This window comes from Stieleria mannarensis (assembly GCF_014154935.1).
In the GTDB taxonomy this organism is placed as follows: Bacteria; Planctomycetota; Planctomycetia; order Pirellulales; family Pirellulaceae; genus Stieleria; species Stieleria mannarensis.
The window spans coordinates 20,776-40,687 of sequence record NZ_JACEHH010000001.1 but is presented as its reverse complement, the minus strand read 5'-3'; the positions used below and the strand labels follow the sequence as shown (position 1 = coordinate 40,687).

14 protein-coding genes are annotated in these 19,912 nt (G+C 61.5%); 10 read left to right on the top strand and 4 right to left on the bottom strand.

Annotation, left to right across the window (positions count from 1 at the left end):
• The first annotated feature begins 28 nt into the window (after positions 1–28).
• Positions 29–1,504, top strand: coding sequence for a DUF7133 domain-containing protein (locus tag H1B37_RS00145; RefSeq protein WP_436297867.1), 1,476 nt, complete (start codon positions 29–31; stop codon positions 1,502–1,504).
• A 108-nt stretch (positions 1,505–1,612) separates the two neighbouring features.
• Here H1B37_RS00145 and H1B37_RS00140 read toward each other — a convergent pair whose 3' ends face one another.
• The 3 genes from H1B37_RS00140 to H1B37_RS00130 form a co-directional block, all read right to left on the bottom strand.
• Positions 1,613–2,179, bottom strand: a complete 567-nt coding sequence (locus H1B37_RS00140) for an RNA polymerase sigma factor (RefSeq protein ID WP_353620742.1) — start codon at positions 2,177–2,179, stop codon at positions 1,613–1,615.
• A 166-nt stretch (positions 2,180–2,345) separates the two neighbouring features.
• A complete protein-coding gene (locus H1B37_RS00135; RefSeq protein ID WP_182864581.1) occupies positions 2,346–2,864 on the bottom strand; it encodes an Hsp20/alpha crystallin family protein in 519 nt (172 codons plus the stop codon).
• Between the two features lie 172 nt (positions 2,865–3,036).
• Complete coding sequence (locus H1B37_RS00130; RefSeq protein ID WP_182864580.1) at positions 3,037–4,995, bottom strand: redoxin domain-containing protein; 1,959 nt, start codon at positions 4,993–4,995, stop codon at positions 3,037–3,039.
• A 195-nt stretch (positions 4,996–5,190) separates the two neighbouring features.
• Here H1B37_RS00130 and H1B37_RS00125 point away from each other — a divergent pair, with 195 nt between their 5' ends.
• Positions 5,191–6,117: a fructosamine kinase family protein gene (locus H1B37_RS00125; RefSeq protein WP_182864579.1), complete on the top strand. Its 927-nt coding sequence runs from the start codon at positions 5,191–5,193 to the stop codon at positions 6,115–6,117.
• A 286-nt stretch (positions 6,118–6,403) separates the two neighbouring features.
• Here the strand turns inward: H1B37_RS00125 and aroB are convergent, their stop codons facing one another.
• Positions 6,404–7,519: a 3-dehydroquinate synthase gene (gene aroB, locus H1B37_RS00120; RefSeq protein ID WP_182864578.1), complete on the bottom strand. Its 1,116-nt coding sequence runs from the start codon at positions 7,517–7,519 to the stop codon at positions 6,404–6,406.
• Between the two features lie 44 nt (positions 7,520–7,563).
• On the opposite strand from aroB, the gene H1B37_RS00115 reads away from it, so the two are divergent.
• From H1B37_RS00115 to H1B37_RS00080, 8 genes are all read left to right on the top strand, one after another.
• Entirely contained in the window at positions 7,564–8,181 is a 618-nt protein-coding gene (locus H1B37_RS00115) for a hypothetical protein (protein WP_182864577.1), read from the top strand.
• Between the two features lie 224 nt (positions 8,182–8,405).
• On the top strand, positions 8,406–10,061 hold the full coding sequence (locus H1B37_RS00110) for a prenyltransferase/squalene oxidase repeat-containing protein (RefSeq protein WP_353620741.1): 1,656 nt from the start codon (positions 8,406–8,408) through the stop codon (positions 10,059–10,061).
• Between the two features lie 86 nt (positions 10,062–10,147).
• The gene (gene guaB, locus H1B37_RS00105) at positions 10,148–11,632 is read left to right on the top strand and encodes an IMP dehydrogenase (protein ID WP_182864576.1); all 1,485 of its coding nucleotides are present in this window, start codon (positions 10,148–10,150) and stop codon (positions 11,630–11,632) included.
• On the top strand, positions 11,565–13,520 hold the full coding sequence (locus tag H1B37_RS00100; RefSeq protein ID WP_182864575.1) for a hypothetical protein: 1,956 nt from the start codon (positions 11,565–11,567) through the stop codon (positions 13,518–13,520). Before guaB ends, H1B37_RS00100 begins: the two co-directional genes overlap by 68 nt.
• A gap of 357 nt (positions 13,521–13,877) precedes the next feature.
• On the top strand, positions 13,878–14,390 hold the full coding sequence (gene tsaE / locus H1B37_RS00095; protein ID WP_182864574.1) for a tRNA (adenosine(37)-N6)-threonylcarbamoyltransferase complex ATPase subunit type 1 TsaE: 513 nt from the start codon (positions 13,878–13,880) through the stop codon (positions 14,388–14,390).
• An 84-nt stretch (positions 14,391–14,474) separates the two neighbouring features.
• On the top strand, positions 14,475–15,623 hold the full coding sequence (locus H1B37_RS00090) for an aminoglycoside phosphotransferase family protein (RefSeq protein WP_182864573.1): 1,149 nt from the start codon (positions 14,475–14,477) through the stop codon (positions 15,621–15,623).
• Between the two features lie 59 nt (positions 15,624–15,682).
• Positions 15,683–18,454: a protein-disulfide reductase DsbD family protein gene (locus tag H1B37_RS00085; protein WP_182864572.1), complete on the top strand. Its 2,772-nt coding sequence runs from the start codon at positions 15,683–15,685 to the stop codon at positions 18,452–18,454.
• Positions 18,455–18,464: 10 nt separating this feature from the next.
• On the top strand, positions 18,465–19,856 hold the full coding sequence (locus tag H1B37_RS00080) for a tRNA modification GTPase (protein ID WP_182864571.1): 1,392 nt from the start codon (positions 18,465–18,467) through the stop codon (positions 19,854–19,856).
• Positions 19,857–19,912 lie beyond the last annotated feature (56 nt).

Here is a 19,912-nt window from a genome sequence, read left to right as displayed (position 1 = left end):
CGATCTCGTTCGACGAAGTCAATCAAGCATGAACCCGATGAAACCTTTTTTCGCACTGACCACCGCGGCGATCCTGTGCGCCGCCACACACGTCTCGGCCCAATCCGCCAAAGAATCGGATTACTACACCATCACGACGTTTGAAACCCCGATCGGCGAAGTGATCGAAGCGTGCGGTTTCCAGCTGATGCCTGACGGATCGATGACCGTGTGCAGCCGCCGCGGCGATATCTTTCGCATCGCCGACCCGCTCGCCGAGAGCGTCACCGCCGACCAGTTTTCGTTTTTCGCGCGTGGATTGCACGAACCGCTCAGCCTGGCCTGGCGCGACGGCTGGCTGTACGCGACCCAGCGCTGCGAAGTCACTCGGATGCGCGACGAGAACGGCGACGGCGCGGCCGACGTGTTTGAAACCGTGGCCGACGGCTGGGGCGTGTCGACCGATTACCACGAATACGCCTTCGGATCCAAGTTCGACAAAGACGGCAACATGGCCGTCACGCTGTGTCTGACCGGTTCGTTCAACAGCAACGTTCCCTACCGCGGCTGGGCGATGAAAATCACGCCCGACGGCAAGACGTTGCCGATGACCAGCGGCGTGCGTTCCCCGGCCGGCATCGGCACCGACGCCCAAGGGCGTTGGTATTACACCGACAACCAGGGTCCGTGGAACGGAACCTGCGCCCTGAAACCACTGCGCCAAGGACGTTTCGTCGGACACCCCGGCGGGTTCAAATGGTACGACGACGCCGAATCGACGATGGGACCGAAACCGGTCGAACCGAAGAGCGGTTCGCGATTGCACATCGAAGCCGATCGGATCGACGAATTGGACATGCCGACCGTGCTGTTCCCCTACACCAAGATGGGCAAGAGCGCGTCGGGGATCGCTTGTGACACCACCGGCGGCAAGTTCGGCCCGTTCAAGAATCAATTGTTCGTCGCCGACCAATCCGCCAGCACGATCATGCGTGTCTTTTTGGAAGAGGTCGACGGTCATGTCCAAGGCGTTTGTTTTCCATTCCGGTCGGGGTTTGCCTCGGGGAACGTCGGTGTGGAGATGACGCCCGGTGGATCCTTGTTCGTCGGCGGAACCAACCGCGGCTGGGGCTCGGTCGGTCCGCGTCCGTTCGCGATCGAGCGACTCGATTGGACCGGCAAGACACCGTTCGAAATCCTCGCGATCCGCTTGCAAAACGATGGCTTTGAACTCGAATTCACTCAGCCCGTCGCCCCGGATTCGGTCACCGACCCGGCGCTCTATCAATTGCAAACTTACACGTACGAGTATCGCTCGGAGTACGGTAGCCCCGAAGTCGACCACACAAAGCCGACGATTCGATCGGCGACGGTGTCCAAGGATCGCATGAAGGTGCGACTGGTCGTCGATGGACTGCAACGCGGACACGTCCACGAGTTTTTGTGCGACAAGATCAAGAACGCCGATGGGCAACCGTTGCTGCATCCCCAGGCGTATTACACGGCCAGCTATTTGGCGAAGTAGCCGGTGCCAGCACGACGCGTCAATGCCAGCACGACGCGTCAGCGAGTGGCAGACGTTTGCGTTGGAACCGACACCGGGCCGCTCGCTCACGCTTCCCGCTGGCATCGATCACCGCGTCTTTTCGATCGCTTCGATAGCGAGTTTCAGTTGGCGTCGGGCGCGGCTGAGTCGACTGCGGACGGTGCCGATGGAGATCTCCAAAATCTCGGCGATCTCTTCGTAGGCAAACTCATCCATCTCGCGGAGCACCAAAATCTTTCGATGCTCGTCGGTCAACGTGTCGATCGCGCGGCGGACCAGAGCCACCCGTTCGTTGCGCAGCATCGGTTCGTCGACGCCATCATCCTCGCCTCCCATTTCCAATCCGCTTTCTTCGCGCATCTGATCCAGGGAAACGCGCGCTTTCTTTTTGCGGCGCATCGTCAGCGCGCTGTTGAACGCGATCCGATAGACCCAGGTGAAGAACTGGCTGTTGCGTTGAAATGTATCCAGTTTGACGAACGCGCGGATGAAGGCTTCCTGCGACGCCTCCTCGGCCTCTTCCGGCGACCCGGTCACCTGCAGCATCGACGCAAACAGGCGCTCTTGATTTTGACGCACCAATTCCGCGAACGCCGAACGGTCGCCCGCGAGTGCCCGATCGATCAATTCGGACTCGTCGAATTCTCGCTTCACGCCCAATCGGTCGATTCCAATATTCGTTCGTGTTGAATCGCTAATTTAGAACGACCGTTTACGACAAACGGCCCCGACGAATTGTAAACGCCCGGGCCGCGTCTGTGATCCGCCGACGTGACGGGACTTGCCATTTTGGTGCCCCGCCGCGTGGGATTTGACGTGATTATCGCTTCGTCACCGGGATCCGGCGTTTGTCTTTGTCCGGATCCGCCTTCGGCAATCGGACGACCAACACGCCGTCGGAAAGGTTCGCGGTGACCGCATCGGATTCGATCGCCAACGGCAACTCCAGCTTCCGCTCGAATTTGCCGCTGGGGCGTTCCCGGCGATGACGCTTGACCGTCGGCGCCGCGGCCGGGTTGGTTTCGGCGGCATGACCGTTTTCCGTTGCTTCTTCATCGGACTCCGCCTTCGCCCCCGACACGCGTTGTCCGGAAATCGTCAACGTGTTCTCGTGCACATCGATTGCAATCGATTCGATCGGTACACCCGGCACGTCCAGCGTCACCTGATAGGCATCGTCGGTTTCATCGATGTCCATCGGCACCGGCATCCGATTCTGACGCGCCGCACGACCTCGATCGGCCGCATCACCGAAGAAGGATTCGACGAGTGTTCCAACATCCGTGGCCAAGTCATCCATCAGACGTCCCGACACAGGGGACGGAAAAACCATACGCATCGCGATAGCTCCACGAAAGAGTTGAAGGTCGGTTGCCCGGCGAAGACTGTCATGGCGACAGTTTCGGGTTTCGTGGAGACGTTGATGCACGTGGCATGCCAATGGCGGAGCGACCGCCCGGAAGGGCCGTCGTACTGGGAGGAGCGACAGGCGGGAAGCCTCTCCCACAGGCTTATTGAGTTTCGGCTTCTTGGCGGGTCAGCACGCCATTCCCGTCGGCATCCAACTCTTCAAAGACCTTGTGCAGCTTGCGCGGTGTTTGGGCCTTGGTCAGTTTGCCGTCTTTGTCCCGGTCGATGCGATCGAAGGTCGCCAGTCGGACGGCGCGCTGGATCGCCGCGCGGCTGCGTTCGGCTTGCGTGGGACCGGTATCGTCGCGATCGCGGGGCACCGACAGATGGTAATAGCCGATCATCATTTCGTCCCAGGTCTGATCTCCCCAACGCACGGTCGCCGACGGATCGGGATTGTTGAGATTGCCTTTACTGTTATCAAACACCGCCCGGCAAACGATTTGATCGCCTTCGTCCAGCGACAACGGTTGCTTGAGGACATAGGTGGTTTGCCAGTTGAAGTCGTACTGCGGGATCGACAACAAGACTTCGCCGCTGGACTTGAGCGCATACTCGAACGCCTTGCCGCGGACGTGCATGTGCGGGCTCATGCTCAACAGTTTCGCGTCGGCGGGGAACCCGGGGCTGACCGCGGCGACGGGATGATCGGCCGCGCCCGGCGGAATTGCAAATCGTGTTTGCACGGCACTGGTGGTCACGATCTCGTGCGTGACGGTTGCTTCGTCGACCAGACAAATCCCCAGCTCGCTTTGGTCCTTGGCCGCGGTTCCGATCGGTGTGTAGTGGACTTGAAAGATCAGCTCGCTGCCGGCGGGAATCCGTTTGGCATGCCCGGCCGGCCAGGGTTCGACACGCGCGCCGGGAACATAACCGACCAAGAATCCGCGGGCGCCGTCCAGACCTCGGCGTTGGCCTTTGGGAACCGCGAACGCCAGAATGTGATGCACGACACTCCGATTGCCCGGCTTCAATTCGGCCGCTTCGATCCAGACGTCGTGATCCAGTTTCGGATCGACGCGAAAGTATTGATAGCGCACGGCGCCCTCGGCGGGAACTTCGAACGGCTGGGGGCTGACCTTGAACACCAAGTCGGGCTCGCGCGGCAATTGCCATCCCGCGACCTTGGCCGGCGGCACGGGCAAGTCGCTCAGGTCACCGGCCGGCGCACCGGCCTGGGCCCAATCGTAAAGCAACTGCTTTTCCTCGTCACTCATTCGCCGGGCGTTTGCAAATTTGCCGTGCTCGGGATCGGCGTGCCAGGGAGGCATGCGTTGATCGCCGACGACTTCGGCAATCATGTCGGCCCAACCGGCAACCTCTTCGTACTCGGTCAATGCAAACGGAGCGATCTCGCCCTCGCGATGACACTCGACACAGTGGCGTTGCAGGATCGCTGCAATTTGACCGCCGTAGGTCACCGCCGCATCGGTCTGGACTTCTTTTTTGCGACCGATGATGCAGCCCACCGCCTCGGTCCGGGGAACCGAAACCGGTGACCCGGCCAACAGCTCGTCGACCGCTTCACGGAGGTCGTTGCGACGCGGATTGTCGCGGACGTATCCGATTCCATACTGGTCATCGACACGGCCGCGATACCGCAGCCGACGCTGATCATCAAACACAAACACCTCGGGCGTCCGTGTCGCACCCAGGTCGTCGGCCAGTCGGCCACCGGCATCTTTGACGATCGGGAAGGTCAGCTTTTGTCGTTGCGCAAACGCGCTGATGTCCAACAGCGAATCGTGCCGGTTGCTCATCACACCGACCACGCGAACGCCTTCGTCGGCGAGCGTTTCCTGCATCGATTGCAACCGGACGGCGTACAGCTTTGCCAGCGGACATTCGGTTCCCAAAAACGCCACAATCAAGTGCGAATCTCGCTGGAAATCCTCCAGCTGCCAACGCCGACCGCGATGGTCGTCCAGGTCGATGCGGGTCAAACGCTTGCCCAGTGCGGGCGACGCGACGGGGTCTTCGGCCGGTGAAGGCTGAATCGACGATCCGAGGATCAATGTGAAACACGCCGCGGCGGAGGAGAGCAGTTTTTGGAACTTCATCTTGATGGTTTTTGGAACTAATTGGATCGCTCGAACGGACAAAGTCGACCAAGGGTGTGGGACAGGCTTCCCGTCTGTCACTTTCTGCCCGACAGGCTGGAAGCCTATCCCACCAATCGCCCGCCGTCCTTGTAGAATACCCACGCGGACACCGCCAGGTTTCAATCTTTGTGCTGAAAATCCTCGCTTCGCATCATGCTTGCCGACACCCTGTCTCGATTACTCGACACGCCACTGGCGGTCATCGACCAGCGTCCTCTGGGCGGCGGTTGCATCAGCGAAGCCTCGGTCGTGACGGTTCGTTGGGATGACCCGCAATCTTGGCAAAAATCCAGCGGTCTCGCCGCCGCCGAGCCGCAAACCCAACTGTTGATCAAACGCAATTCGGCCGACATGGTTTCGAATTTTCGCTGTGAAGCTCGTGGTTTGCAGGCATTGGCCGACGCGAACGAGATCCGCATTCCCCAGGTGTATGCCGCCGATGTCGTGGACCGACAGGCATTCTTGGCGATGGAATTCATCCCCAACGCCGCCCCGCGATCCTCGTCACAGGCGTTCAGCCGATTCGGGCGACAACTGGCCCGACTGCACCGCGCAACGCTCGGCGATTCCGTGGGCTGGCCGGAGGACAACTACCTCGGGTCGGCCCGGCAGCCCAACGGGGCCTGCAGTTCGTGGGCAGAATTTTTCGCCACGCGACGCATCGGGTTCCAAATCCGTTGGGCCGCCGACCAGGGGCTGGTCGATGCGAAGTTGAAGTCCGACTGCCAGCGGATCATCGACCGGATGGAGGACCTGCTTTCAGGGCGGGAAGAGACGTTGTCGCTGCTACACGGCGACCTGTGGAGCGGCAACTACCTGTTCGACACCTCGGGGCAACCCGCCTTGATCGATCCGGCGGTGTACCGGGGTTGCCGCGAGGCCGAGTGGGGCATGATCAAGTGGTTCGGCAGCTGTCCCGGCGACTTCGAGCGGGCTTACGTCGACGAATGGCCGATGGCCGACGGCTGGCAGCGACGGGTGGCCGTTTACATGCTGTACCACCAGCTAAACCATTTGAATCTGTTCGGCCCGTCGTACGCGAGTGCGTGCCGCCGGACGGCCGAGCAGGTTTTGAAGTAGGAGAAGGAGAGGGCTTTCATAATGACGAAACCCTCCCTGGAAGGGAGGGTCGAGCGTAACGAGGGGAGGGTCGATTGGTGGTGACCGAGTACTTTCGAGCCGCAACGAACCCTCCCCGCGTCGTCGTATCCTCCTCCGCGACCCTCCCTGCCAGGGAGGGTGAAGTCGTAAACGTCTGTTAAATCAAAGGTTAAAAACCGCACGACCTCTTCCAGGGAGGGTTTTGTCGTTCTTCGGCCCCCATGCCCTCCAAAATCTTCCTACCTCTGTCGCCCCCCGCGCCACCTCAGCGATGCGCCGCAATCGCCGTTTCGACTTCGGCGGGATCGACATCGCCGACCAGTTCCACGTGCCCGATTTTGGTCGGCAAAATGAAACGCAGCTTTCCGTGGGCGACTTTTTTGTCGCGCATCATCACCGGCAGCATGGCGGCGACGTCGGCGTCGGGGAACGTGATCGGCAGCTGGCAAGCCTGCAGAACCTTGGTTTGGCGCCGCAGCACCTCGGCGTCGCAGCGTCCCAACTGGATCGCCAGCGAGGCGGCCATCTGCATTCCGATCGCGACCGCTTCACCGTGCAACAGCGTTCCGTAGCCCGCGGTCGCTTCGATGGCATGGGCGAAGGTGTGTCCGTAATTCAAGATCGCTCGGCGGCCACTGGTTTCGCGTTCGTCTTCACCGACGACGCGTGCTTTGGCCAAGCAGCTCTGCCGGATCGCATACCGCAACACATCCGGATCGCGCCGGACCAGCGCGGCCGAGTTGGATTCCAAATAGTCAAAGAACGCGGCATCGTCGATCACGCCGTACTTGATGACTTCGGCCAGACCGCTCAAGTAGCTGCGATCGGGCAGGGTCTTCATCGCCAAGGTATCAATCCAAACCAGTTCGGGCTGCCAGAACGCGCCGACCATGTTTTTGGCCCCGGACAGGTTGATCCCCGTCTTGCCGCCGACGCTGCTGTCGACCATCGCCAACAAGGTCGTCGGGACTTGCACGAAGCGGATTCCGCGGGCGAACGATGCGGCGACGAAACCGGCCAGGTCGCCGATCACCCCGCCGCCGACGGCGACCACGACGCTGCGTCGATCCGCCCCCCGATCCAGCATCCAATCCAACAGCTCGCCGAACTTTGCAATCGACTTGCTGGGTTCGCCCGAAGGGACCGCCGTTGCATCAACACGGCCAGATTCGCTGCGGATCTGGCCGGCCAACGCCTCGGCCCAACGCTCGACGGCGGCATCATAGATCAGCAGCACGTGACTGACGTCGCCGAGTGATTCGGCAAACGCGGCGGCAAATCGCCCGGTTGCCCCTGTGGCAATATGAATTGGATAACTACGATCACCCAAGTCGACTGAAACGGTGCTTTCACCGGGATCGCTGGCAAGCTCTGAATTCATTGTGTCGTCTCGATCTCCCCTGTAATTTTTCGGCAGTTTAACCGATGACCTCCCCAATCGACGACCAGACGGACGACCAGACCGACGCTCACGCCGACAAATACAACGACCCTCGCGCCCAGATCTCGCGGCGGGGAATCCTGATCGGCCTGGGCGTCGTGCTGTTCGGGATCGCCGGGGCCGCCCTGAGCATCTGGGCCCGGCGAACGCGGCTGGAACAGACCACCAAATTCTGGGGGCCCGAGGTGATCCAGGCGTTTCAGTTGGCCGCGGAAATCCATCTGATCATCCAGCCCGACCAGCCGGCCGCGGAGGCCGAACCGGTTCGATTGACCGGCATGCCGGGGCTGGGGCATCTGCGTCACCTGCTGCTCGATGACCGCAGTTATCGATGGACGTCGGTCAAGAACGAATCGATGCGGTCGCGTCTGGGGCAAACCGAGTGCATGATGCTGCGGTTCTCCGATCCCGAAGCCAAACGGTTTCCCGATGCCGAAGTCATCATCGATCTTGAACAGGGCTGGATCGGAAAAGCCGACGGCGACCGTCGGATCCAGTTGAATGAGCGGTTTCGCAATGCCGTGCCGGCGTTCTTGACCCAGGTCGCCGACTACGAACCGCTGCGAGTGGAGCTGCGGAAACCAACCCCGTCCGGGGAATAGCCCCCCCGAAAACCGCCGCAATCTCAATCGATTCATCCCGCACGATCTGTGCGGTGGGTACAAAACTGGGGCGATTGCGTTTGCAGAATGTAGATTTCAGCTGTGCTGATTTATCCCTCCTTCGCTTATACTTAAGGGGCATGCAGTCGACGTTTTCGGTCGCTGCGGTCCCGTTTTCTACGCGCCCCACCCTCTTCTTCCGCACGACTTCAGGAACCGCTTTCGTGAGCACAGCAGCCAATCCCGATGAGGCATTGGGCGACGCCGAGGCACAGGCCCCAACCAAACAGGGCGCGGCAAATCAGGCGACCGCGGAAGCGACGACGGACGAGATCATCGGCGCCGACGTGGTCGCTGCGGACGAGGGCGAAGAGGACGACGACGCGGCGGGCACCCATCACCGGTTCCTGTTCTTTCAAGCGATGCCGGCCTGGTTGGTCAGCACACTCGTGCACGCGCTGATCCTGTTGATCCTGGGACTGGTTTCGATCGCCGATCCGATCCAAATCGTCAACGTGCTGACGGCGTCCAGCGGCGGCGACGACGGACCGGAAATCGAAGAACTGTCGATCGAGGAGTTCGATCCCGGCGAGATCGAAGAGGCCGAGGAGATGACCGAGGAAGTCGAGATCACCGACCCGGTCGAAATGGTCGAACCGGTGGCCATGGAAGTTCCCGTGCTGGACATCGCGGCGGTCCCGTTGGACATCAGCGATTTCGCCGCCGACATGGCCCCCGCCGCGACGACGCTGCAATCGATGGCTTCGATGAGTATGAAGCCGATGGGCAGCCGCAGCTCGGAAATGAAGGAGAAACTGCTGCGAAAATACGGCGGAACCGACAGCAGTGAAGCCGCGGTCACCGAAGCGCTGAAGTGGTTTTCACGACACCAAATCAAAAGCGGACCGACCGCCGGCGCGTGGACCTTCCAACACGAACTGGTCTGTCGCGGTGCCTGTGGCAATGGCTGCACCAAACCGGGCCGCGCCAAACAACTCAATGCCGCCACCTCGCTGGCCTTGCTGCCCTTCATGGGCGCCGGCCAGACGCACCTCAAGGGTGAATTCAAGGGCGTCGTGATGGGCGGCTTGCGATTCCTGGTCCAGAACGGAAAACCCGGCAAAGAACAAGGCTTGCCGTACATCGACTACACCGGCGGCGGCAACATGTACGACCACGGGCTGGCCGCGATCACGCTCTGCGAAGCCTACGCGATGACCGGCGACCCGGATTTGGCCGGCCCGGCCCAAGCCGCACTCAACTTCATCGCCCTGGCGCAGTGCCGCGACGGCGGCTGGCGGTACCGGAAACGAGACTCCAGCGGCGGCGACACCTCCGTCGTCGGTTGGCAGGTGATGGCGCTCAAGAGCGGGCACATGGGACACCTGAGCATCCCCCCCAACGTCATTCAAGGCTCCACCTTGTTCCTGGATCGTGTCTCCAGCGACGGCGGTTCGATCTACGGCTACAACAAACCGTCCACCACGCCCCGACCGGCCACCACCGCCGTCGGGCTGCTGTGCCGAATGTACACCGGCTGGGATAAAAACCACCCCGGCATCAAAAAGGGGGTCAAACACCTGGCCAAAATCGGCGTCAAAAAACCCGACCTGTACTACAACTATTACGCCGCCCAAGTGCTCCGACACCACGGCGGAAAGGAGTGGGACAAGTTCAACGCCGAACTCCGCGATTGGCTGGTCGAAACCCAGGATCAATCCAAGGGCGCCAAGGGCAGCTGGTATTTCAACGGCGCCCCCCACATGAGCGAAGCCGGCCGGCTCTGCCTGACCTCGTTCGCCACCATGATCCTGGAAGTCTACTACCGGCACATGCCGCTGTACGCCGAAGCCGCTGCGGAAGATGAATTCCCGCTGTAGTTTGGCGACTTCCGTTCCCGATCCGTCTTCGTCATACTGCCAAGCTTTTCCCGTTTCGCAGCTTCGCTCGGTCAGGAATGTTCGGCATGTTTGAAGACAAAATCAGCTACTCAGGGGTCACCTTCGATGACGTCCTGCTGGAACCCCGCTACAGCGAAGTCGTCCCCAGCGAAGTCGACGTCAGCAGCCAGCTGACACAGCGAATCCGGCTGCAAATCCCCCTGCTGTCCTCCCCGATGGACACGGTCACCGAAGCCGAAATGGCAATCGGACTGGCGAAAGAAGGTGGTTTGGGCATCATCCACAAGAACCTGTCGACCGAGGCCCAGACCGAAGAGGTCTTGAAAGTCAAACGCTCGGCCAACGGGATCATCGTCGACCCGGTCACGCTGCAGCCGGGCGAGAAAGTCAGCCGCGCCGCCGAGTTGATGGACCAAGCCAACGTGTCCGGGATTCCGATCGTGGACCAGGACCGCAAGCTGGCCGGAATCCTGACCCGCCGCGACCTGCGCTTCCTAGAAGACCCAGATCTCCCCATTTCCGAGGTCATGACCTGTGAGAATCTGGTGACGGGAACGGGGAATGTAACGCTTGAGGAAGCTGAGCGAATTTTAACGGCAAAAAGAGTCGAGAAACTTTTGCTGATTGACGAAGATAGAAAACTAACGGGCCTGATCACGATCCGCGACATCGACATGATGAAGCGGTTTCCCCGTGCGTGCAAAGATTCGCAAGGCAGATTGCGGGTCGGAGCGGCAATCGGGGTGGGTGATCTGGAACGTGCCGAGGAGTTGATCCGACAAGGCGTGGACTTGTTGGTCGTCGATTCGGCTCACGGCCACAGCAAGAACGTGGTCGAGACGGTCAAGGAGATTAAGGCACAATCCGGCTGGGACATCGATGTGATCGCGGGGAACGTCGCGACCGCGGAAGGGGCCCAGGCGCTGATCGATGCCGGTGCGGACGCGATCAAGGTCGGAATCGGCCCCGGATCGATCTGCACCACGCGAGTGATCAGCGGCGTCGGTGTGCCCCAAGTCTCGGCGATCCTCCGTGCGACTGCGGTCGCCAAGCAGAAAAACATACCTGTCATTGCTGACGGCGGCGTTCGCTTCAGCGGTGACATTACCAAGGCAATCGTCGCCGGGGCCAACACCGTGATGATCGGCAGCTTGTTTGCCGGACTGAGCGAAAGCCCCGGAAAAGTCATCCTGTACCAAGGCCGGACGTTCAAAACGTACCGTGGGATGGGATCGATGGGGGCGATGGTCAAGGGCAGCAGCGATCGGTATCGCCAAAAGGGAGTCCAGGCCGGAAAACTGGTCCCCGAAGGCGTCGAAGGCCGTGTGCCCTACAAAGGTCCGCTCAGCGATTACGTCTACCAACTGGTCGGCGGCTTGCGAGCGGGCATGGGATATTTAGGAACCAAGACGATCGACGAATTGAAACGCGATGGACGGTTCATTCGCGTTTCCGCAGCGACGGTTAGGGAGAACCACCCGCATGACATTGCGATCACTCAAGAAGCGCCCAATTACAGCCCCGACGTCCACTCGTCGGACCAAAATTAGGCGACGTCTGAACGGACCGACCGCCGCGCTGGCACTGGCCTGCCTGTCGACGGCCCTGCTGGGAACCGCAGACGCCCAGGCCCCATCGTCAGCCGGTTCGTCAGCCAACGCCAGCTGGAACCTGCGTTGGCGAAAGAGTTCCAAAGTCACGCCCCCGCCCGCCGCAGTGCCCCAGCGAGACATCTTCGCCACGCCGCCGCGACCTACTCGGACACACGCTGCGATCCCGGCCAACACCACAACGCCGGCCAACCCTGCAGCGCCGGCGAATCCCGCACCCGCGTCCGGCGTCGCTCAGGTCGCCCACCAGCAACCGGTCGCCAATCCGATGCGGCCCCAGCCGGCCAACATGCACCAGCCGGCCAACGCCTTCCGGCAGGCCGCCGTGTCACGAACGATCCGCCAAGCCCAACTGTCGCGCCGATCGCAAGGCTTGCAAGCCATCGGCCAGGTTCGCCAAACCCAATACAGCGCGCCCGAAGCCGCCGCGCCGGTCGGCAACTACCGACGCGCCGCCAGCCCTGTTGCTCCGAACACCGCAGCGCCCGCCCCACGCCGCGCCCCGGAACGACTGGCCCAGGCCAACGATTTTTTCAACAACCCCTTTGCCGACGGTCTCAATCCGCCGGCCCAGGCTGCAGCGGCTCCGGCCGCTCGCGTCGCGCAGCAACAGCGTCGCGGTGGCACGACCGCCCAACTCGCCATCGCGCCGCAAACGTCCGGCGATGACGCCGCCCCCGGGCTGACGCTTCCCGACCTGCCCGGTGCGGCACCGCAGGGCAACGCCGCGGGCACCCCCGCTCCGATGCCCGAGCAGCTTCCGCCGAACGCCCTGCGCGGCGTCGGCCCGGACACCCAATCGCTGCCCGCACCGAGCTTGCCGTCCCCGGACGAAGGTTCGTCGATGCGTGATTTGCTGAGCGATCCCGACCAGCAAGTGATCCCCGAACCGTCGCTCGACGCAGCCGCGGATCAACCTGCCATTGAGCCGCCGTCGATCCCGCAGCTGAGTGATCCGACTGACAATCCCGGCGACATGCCGACCGATTCACCTTCGGATCGAACGCCAACCGAGGCTGCCCAACCGGATCCCATTCCGTATCAAAACCCGTTTGACCAAGACCGATCCCGGCGCGAGCCAAACGGTCGAGCCGACCAAGCCCCCATCGGCCCCGTGCCCGGCGACACCTCGATGTTGAAGGCCAATCAATTGTCCTGTGAAGACTTCCGGGCACGCATCGCTCGTGAGACCATCGACAAGATTTCGCTGGACCCCAGCCCACCGTTCCGTCCCGATCTGTTTGATCCGGCCGACTACCAGCGGCAGCGGGAAAAGTTCGAATCGCGACAAACCGACCGGCCGTGGAGCAACATCGACGGGAACGTGATCGCCAACGGACGCTTCATCGAACTGGCTTACGAACAAGTTATCATCGAAACTGAAGACGGCACGCGACAAGAGTTGCAAGTCAACGAGCTCAGTGAAGGCGACCTGGGTTACCTGTCGGAGAACTGGGGGCTGCCCAAAGAATGCTTGATCGCGAAGGTTCCCTACACGCCACGCTCGTGGGCCCCGCTGACCATGACCTGGAAAGCATCCAATCTGTGCAGCAAGCCGCGCTACTTTGAACAGGTCAACCTGGAACGTTACGGACACACCGCCGGTCCCTGGTTGCAACCGGTCGTTTCTTCGGCCCACTTCTTTGCCAACATCGCCGTCCTGCCGTACAAAATGGGAATCCATCCGCCGAACGAATGCCAGTACGCGTTGGGTTACTACCGCCCGGGTAACTGTGCCCCGTGGATCGTGCCGCCGGTGCCGATCAGCGCCCGCGGAGCACTGGTCCAAGGGGCCGCGATGACCGGAGCGTTCTGGCTGATTCCCTAACGGCCACGCCAAGCGACTCGCATCGGTGCAAGGTGCAGACACCGCCCGCTCTGGCAGAGGTTGTGCGGTTTTTAGGAAGAAACCCTCCCTGGCAGCATTGGTGTCGACACAACTTACCATGGCTCCCTTCTCCCCCGGCTTTGCGCACAGAGAAGGGCTGGCGAAAATCAATGGAACTTGGAACGCTGGGTAGATCCGGAGACGTTCATCGATTCTGCTGGATCCCTCGATTGCAAATTGCAAACTGTTCATTGCAAGATTCAAATTTGCCGGGCATCGTCGCTCAAATCATTTCGCAATTTGCACTGTTCATTTCGCAATTTAGAAACCGCACGAAGTGACGCCCTCCAATCTCCCATGCCGAACCTCAGCCTCCACGACATCGACCTCGATCGGCTACGCACATTGGCCGGCGTCTTGGTTCGCTCGATGCCGACCCAACTGGTCATCGGTCTGGTCGGGACACTCGGCGCGGGAAAGACCACGCTGACCCAATCGCTGGCCGCGGCGATGGGTGTCGATCCGGAAGACGTCACCAGTCCCACGTTCACGCTGCTGTGCAGCTACGACGCCAACATCGATGCAGGCCCGATTCGTTTGCACCACCTCGATGCCTATCGGTTGGTCGATGAGGACGAGTTTTTGGAATTGGGTGTCGAAGAGCTATTCGATGCCGACAACGCCTGGGTGTTGGTCGAATGGGCCGACCGCGTCGAATCCGTGCTGCCACCGGACACGCTTTGGATTCACATCGACATCCCAGCCTCGGCTGATCCCATCGCGCCGCATCGCCAGATCACGTTGACCACGCAAAACGACGCACTGGCCGACCCCCTGGCATCGATCGCCGACGCGATGCCGAATCAATAAGTACGATGGCCCGTCCGGGCCGTCGCTCCGCTGGACTCTGTGCGACGTCCCGGAAGGGACGTCGTACAGCTCAATGCGACGACCATGATCCCCGCGCCCCTTCGCAAACAGCTCGCCGATCAACACGGTGTGCATCGGATCGCGCCGCTGCCGCCGGGGCTCAGTGGCGCGCGGGTGTTTCGTTGCGACGGAGACGAAACGCTGGTGCTGCGCTGTTGGCCGCTGAGGACCACACCAAACCGTGTCCGGGAAATCCACTCGGTCATCACCGCGGTCGCATCTTCGTTTCAATTGCTACCAAAATACAAGGCGATCGATCCACGCGGCTTGACGTTCACGGTCGACGCTTCCGGGGCGATTTGGGAGCTGGCCACGTGGATGCCGGGGCAACCGCTGGCCGGCGACGCCTCGCTGGAATTGATCGGTCAAGGCGCCCGCGCGATCGCTGGCCTGCACCACGCGCTCGCACAGGTGCACATCGGGGATCTGAAATCGCGGTTTCACGCCGCCCCCGCGATCGCCGAGCGGCTGCAGCGGATCGCTTGGCTGGACGAGCATTTGCCGCGCAACCTAATCATCGACCTGGACGGCCGGGTTCACCCAAGTGTCGTCGGTGTCTTGGACCGGGCCAGGCGGTTGTTGCAGCAAAAGTGGCCGACCACCGCGCCGCGATTGTCCGCGGCTCTGGCCCCACTGGCCCGCCGCCGCTGGCCATTGCAATACGTTGTTCGGGACATCCACCGCGAACACGTGCTCTTTTCCGGGGGCCAAATCAGCGGAATCATTGATTTTGACGCCTTGCGTGTCGACACAGCCGCGGTCGATCTGGCCCGCTGGACGGTCGGTTTCGATCATTATCGCGGCGCCCCGGAGGCGGTGATCGACCAAGTTTTGGCGGACTACCGGGCTGCAGCGACATTTGCAAGTCGGCCTGCTGGCAGTCACGGCGACACCCCGCCGGCCGCCCCCCGGGCAGTTGTCCAGCCGGATTCGATCGACCAGGCGGACCGGATTGTGGGACGGCCACTCGGGTCGGAAACCGATTACGGGGCGTCGGACGCCGCGGAGTTTCGTACACTGGTACTGCTGATCGCCGAGTCATCACTTTGGATCAGCTTGGCAAATTGGGTCGTCTGGCTGGTTGGCGAGTCGAGACAATTCCCCGATTTGCAGCTTGTGTCCGAAAGGCTACGTCGATTAATCGAATCAGTGGACGGGGAACGGAAACGTTGACGCTTTTTAGCCGCCACAACTAAACTCGTGGCGGCGATCACCGCGGCGATACGATCACTATGAAAAGAAAACATCACAACAAGCCCCTGACGTCTGGCGGCAGAAATTCCTGGACGGCGTCAATCGGCGTCCTGGCCATCGTTGCCGTCGCCCTGGCCGGTCTCACACCGATCGGCCAAACGCGCGCCGTCGCCCAAGGCAGCTTTGACGCCTCCTCGCTGGGACAATCCGATGACGTCTTCGGCGGTATCAATTTTGGCGGACTGAGCGAGTCGCAACAGGAGCCGGTGACTTGGTCGGCCAGCTACGTGACCAACGGCCAACAAGGGCGGCTGGAAATCGAAGCCACCGTGGGCCGGTCGTGGCACATCTATTCAACGACGCAACCGGCGGGCGGACCGCTGCCGACGAAGTTTACGATCGCGTCTCCGAAATCGGTGTCGATCACGGGGAAATTCAAACCCGATCATCCGCCGATGAAAAGCGTCTCGGACGTCTACCCCGGTGTCACGATCGAGGAACACGAAGGGGTCGTTCGCTGGTCGGCGCCGATCAAACTGCCCACCGGTTTCCAAGATGCGATCAAGGTCAATGCCAACGCGCTCGTTTGCCAAACCGGCGGGTCGTGCATGCCCGCCAACGAAACATTGACGGCAACCTTTGCGGGACCAGACGCCGGTCAAGCCGATGCAGATGCCGCCGATGCCGATGCCGCCGACACGGCCACACAATCACTCGTGCCCCAATCGGACACGAAGGCAGCGGGGGAAGCTGACGAGGCGAAGAAGGCGGCGAAATTGTTGGCCGATCCCGCAGCCAAAGCGACGACGTTCCGTGACAACGATTACGACGTGACTTGGACGGCCGGCGTCTCTTCCGCGGTCGCCGCCGGCGGTCAAGGCCGGTTGGTCTTTCGAGCCAGCCCCGAAGCCGACTTTCACGTCTACCAAGGCGTCGTCGATGACTCCGAATCGTCCACCAATTTTGTCATCACCGAAAAGAGCGGTTTGATGATCGGGTACCCCAAAGCGGACCAACCGATCATTTCCAAATCGCTGTTCCCGTCGATCCCCGGCGTCCCCGACACGCCGCCGGTCAAGTTTTATAAGGGTGAAGTGACGTGGTCGTTGCCGATCAAGGTCCCCTCGGGGACGCCCGAGGGAGACTACCCGATCCGCGGTTATGTCGGTTACCAAGCCTGTACGGACACGAGTTGTCTGCGTCCGATGGCGTTCGAATTCACCGCGGTCGTCAAGGTCGCCGCCGAATCCGATGCGACGCTTGGCCCGCTGGAGCTTAAATCCGCCAAGTACGTCACCGCGATCGATCAAGCTGCCGAAACAAAATGGGTCGATGATTTGAACAAGGCCCCGGCGAAACCGGTGGTCGGACAAACCGAAGGCCCGGACGCATCCGCCACGGTCGCGCAAACGCAGCCGAGTCAAACAAGCCAAACGGCCCAAACCGGCGAGTCGGCGACGAATGCCCTGACAGACGATGCCCCCAAAGCATCGTTTCCGTTCATCTTGCTGTTGGCACTTTGCGGCGGGTTCATTTTGAACTTCATGCCCTGCGTGTTGCCGGTGATCGGGATCAAGGTGTTGAGCTTTGTCCAACAAGCCGGTGAAGATCGTCGCCGCGTCGCACTGCTGAACTTTGCCTACGTCGCCGGAATTCTGAGCGTGTTTGCCGGGCTGGCCGTGTTGGCGGTCGTGTTTTCATTCGGATGGGGCCAGCAATTCGCCTACTTCCCCGTGCGGATCGGTTTGACGGTGATGATCTTTGCCCTGGCACTGTCGTATCTGGGCGTTTGGGAATTGCCGACACCGGGAGTGGCGACGGGCAAATCGTCGGAGAACCTGCAGAGTAAAGAAGGCTACAGCGGCGCGTTCTTCACCGGGACGTTCGCCACGATCCTGGCGACACCTTGCAGCGGCCCGTTCCTGGGCGTGGCACTCGGTTACACGATCTATCTCAACAGTATCCAATCAGCCGCCGTCATCATGACCGTCGGCTTGGGCATGTCGCTGCCATACATCGTGCTGGGCTTGTTCCCGTCACTGGTCGGCTTCCTGCCCAAGCCCGGGAACTGGATGGTGACGCTGAAAGAGTTCTTGGCGTTCTTGTTTCTGGGAACCGTCGCCTACTTCTTCAACCAGTTCAGCGACGAGCAAAAGCTGCCCGTCTTCGTCACCCTGATCGGCGTCTGGTTCGGATGCTGGGTGATCGGAAAAGTCCCGCCGTGGGAATCGATCGAAAAACGATTGCGGGGATGGAGTATCGGCGTCGCCAGTGCCGTGGCGATCGGCTGGTTCGGGTTCGCCTACCTGGAACGCAACCCGGCTCCGACAGCCGGCCCGGGCGAAGTCCAGTACGTCGCCGACGACCATGTTCGCTGGGAAAAATTCGACGAACAACGACTGCAAGAACACCAGGCGGCCGGTCGAACGGTGATGTTGGATTTCACCGCGGCATGGTGCCCCAACTGCATCCTCAATACCGAGATCGCGCTCGATACCAAACCGACCAGCGAGTTGCTCGAAGAACTCGATGCGGTCCCGATGTTGGCCGACATGACCGATCTGCCCGACGACATCGTCAAGAAACTGGAAACCGAATTCGGCAGCAAGTCGATTCCACTGCTTGCGATTTATCCGGGCACGTCTCCCGAAAAGCCGATCGTGTTGCGTGACATCGTGACCCAATCGATGGTGCTTGAAGCGCTCAATCAAGCCGGTCCCAGCCTGGGTGGGTCGGTGGCGTCAAAGCAGCGCGGCAAGGCCGCGCGGCTGACGTCCAAGAGGGATTCGACTGTCGATTCCAGCCATTGATTTAGCGGACATGGGTACCAGCACCGCCATCGAAATGGACGACACGATCGTCGCGATCGGATCGTCGACGATGCCGGCAACCCGTGGTGCCGTTCGGCTGACCGGCACCGGCGTGATCGACATCGCCGTACGGTTGGGCGTCACGCCGACCAGCGACACTTCGGCACATTGTGTCGACTCCGCGATCACCCTGGGCCAACCACTCGGTGACGTCCCCGTCCGCGCATTGATCTGGCCGACGTCACGCAGCTACACCGGCCAACCCTCGCTGGAACTGCACACCTTCGGCTCGCTGCCGGTCCTGAACGCGATCGTCGCCCGTGCGATCCAATTCGGTGCCCGCGCGGCGCGACCGGGCGAATTTACCTTACGCGCCTTCTTGGCCGGCCGATTGGATCTGACTCAAGCCGAAGCGGTGCTGGGGGTGATCGAAGCCGAAGGCCGTGGCGCGCTCGACCACGCGCTGCGTCAACTGGCCGGCAATCTTTCGCGGCCGATGGAATTTTTACGAGGCCAATTGTTGGACCTGTTGGCCGACGTCGAAGCCGGACTGGATTTTGTCGACGAAGACATTCAATTCATCAGCGACGAAACGTTGGTCGAGCGACTCGATTCGATCCGCTCCACGCTGGCAACCACACGCGAGCAGTTGACCGAGCGGACACGCGACACGTCCCAGTGGATCATCGCCCTGCGGGGGCTGCCCAACGCCGGAAAGAGCCGGCTATTGAACGCGTTGGCAGGTCACGAGGCCGCGATCGTGGCCGACCAGGCCGGGACGACACGCGACGTCGTTTCCGTCCCCGTGCAACTGGGCGACCATCAAGTCGTGTTGGTCGACACCGCGGGGATCGAAACCGCCGATGGCGATTCGTCTTTAGAACAGATCTCACACCAGGCCCAGCTTCAGGCCCGCCGCGCCGGCCGCGAGGCCGACATCCGACTGTGGTGTGTCGACAGGGGGTCGTCCGACTGGGAACCGACCGCCGCGGCGATGCGCGAGCTTGCTAAAGACAAACGGCAAGCGGCGATCGACCTGTGGGTGGCGACGAAGTGCGATGGATCAATCGCCCGCGACACGCCCGATCCCTGGATCCGCACCAGCTCGCTCGATGGAACCGGAATCGGCTCGCTGCGACAACAGATCATCGAGGCGATCGAATCTCTGGACGCCAACGAAGGCGTCTCGATCACCTCCACGGCGGCCCGCTGCGGCGGCAGCCTGCGTGCGGCCGAAACCGCGATCGGTTCGGCGATCGACTATGTCCACGGCCGGGACGGCCACGAGTATGTCTCGTCCGAGCTTCGCCTGGCCGCCGCGGCACTTGGTGAAGTGACCGGCGCGGTCTACACCGACGACATCCTGGACCGCGTCTTCAGCCGGTTTTGTATCGGGAAATAAGCCGGATAACTCCCTCGACGTAGCTACGCTCGCCAGAGCGTGGATTACCTGGGCGA

Bases quoted from the DNA above. Each gene is read 5' to 3' on its own strand.
- H1B37_RS00115 (WP_182864577.1), top strand. From the start codon at position 7,564: ATGACCTCCCCAATCGACGACCAGACGGACGACCAGACCGACGCTCAC.
- tsaE (WP_182864574.1), top strand. From the start codon at position 13,878: ATGCCGAACCTCAGCCTCCACGACATCGACCTCGATCGGCTACGCACA.
- guaB (WP_182864576.1), top strand. From the start codon at position 10,148: ATGTTTGAAGACAAAATCAGCTACTCAGGGGTCACCTTCGATGACGTC.
- H1B37_RS00130 (WP_182864580.1), bottom strand. From the start codon at position 4,995: ATGAAGTTCCAAAAACTGCTCTCCTCCGCCGCGGCGTGTTTCACATTG.
- H1B37_RS00145 (WP_436297867.1), top strand. From the start codon at position 29: ATGAACCCGATGAAACCTTTTTTCGCACTGACCACCGCGGCGATCCTG.
- H1B37_RS00080 (WP_182864571.1), top strand. From the start codon at position 18,465: ATGGGTACCAGCACCGCCATCGAAATGGACGACACGATCGTCGCGATC.
- aroB (WP_182864578.1), bottom strand. From the start codon at position 7,519: ATGAATTCAGAGCTTGCCAGCGATCCCGGTGAAAGCACCGTTTCAGTC.
- H1B37_RS00135 (WP_182864581.1), bottom strand. From the start codon at position 2,864: ATGCGTATGGTTTTTCCGTCCCCTGTGTCGGGACGTCTGATGGATGAC.
- H1B37_RS00100 (WP_182864575.1), top strand. From the start codon at position 11,565: ATGACATTGCGATCACTCAAGAAGCGCCCAATTACAGCCCCGACGTCC.
- H1B37_RS00090 (WP_182864573.1), top strand. From the start codon at position 14,475: ATGATCCCCGCGCCCCTTCGCAAACAGCTCGCCGATCAACACGGTGTG.
- H1B37_RS00125 (WP_182864579.1), top strand. From the start codon at position 5,191: ATGCTTGCCGACACCCTGTCTCGATTACTCGACACGCCACTGGCGGTC.
- H1B37_RS00085 (WP_182864572.1), top strand. From the start codon at position 15,683: ATGAAAAGAAAACATCACAACAAGCCCCTGACGTCTGGCGGCAGAAAT.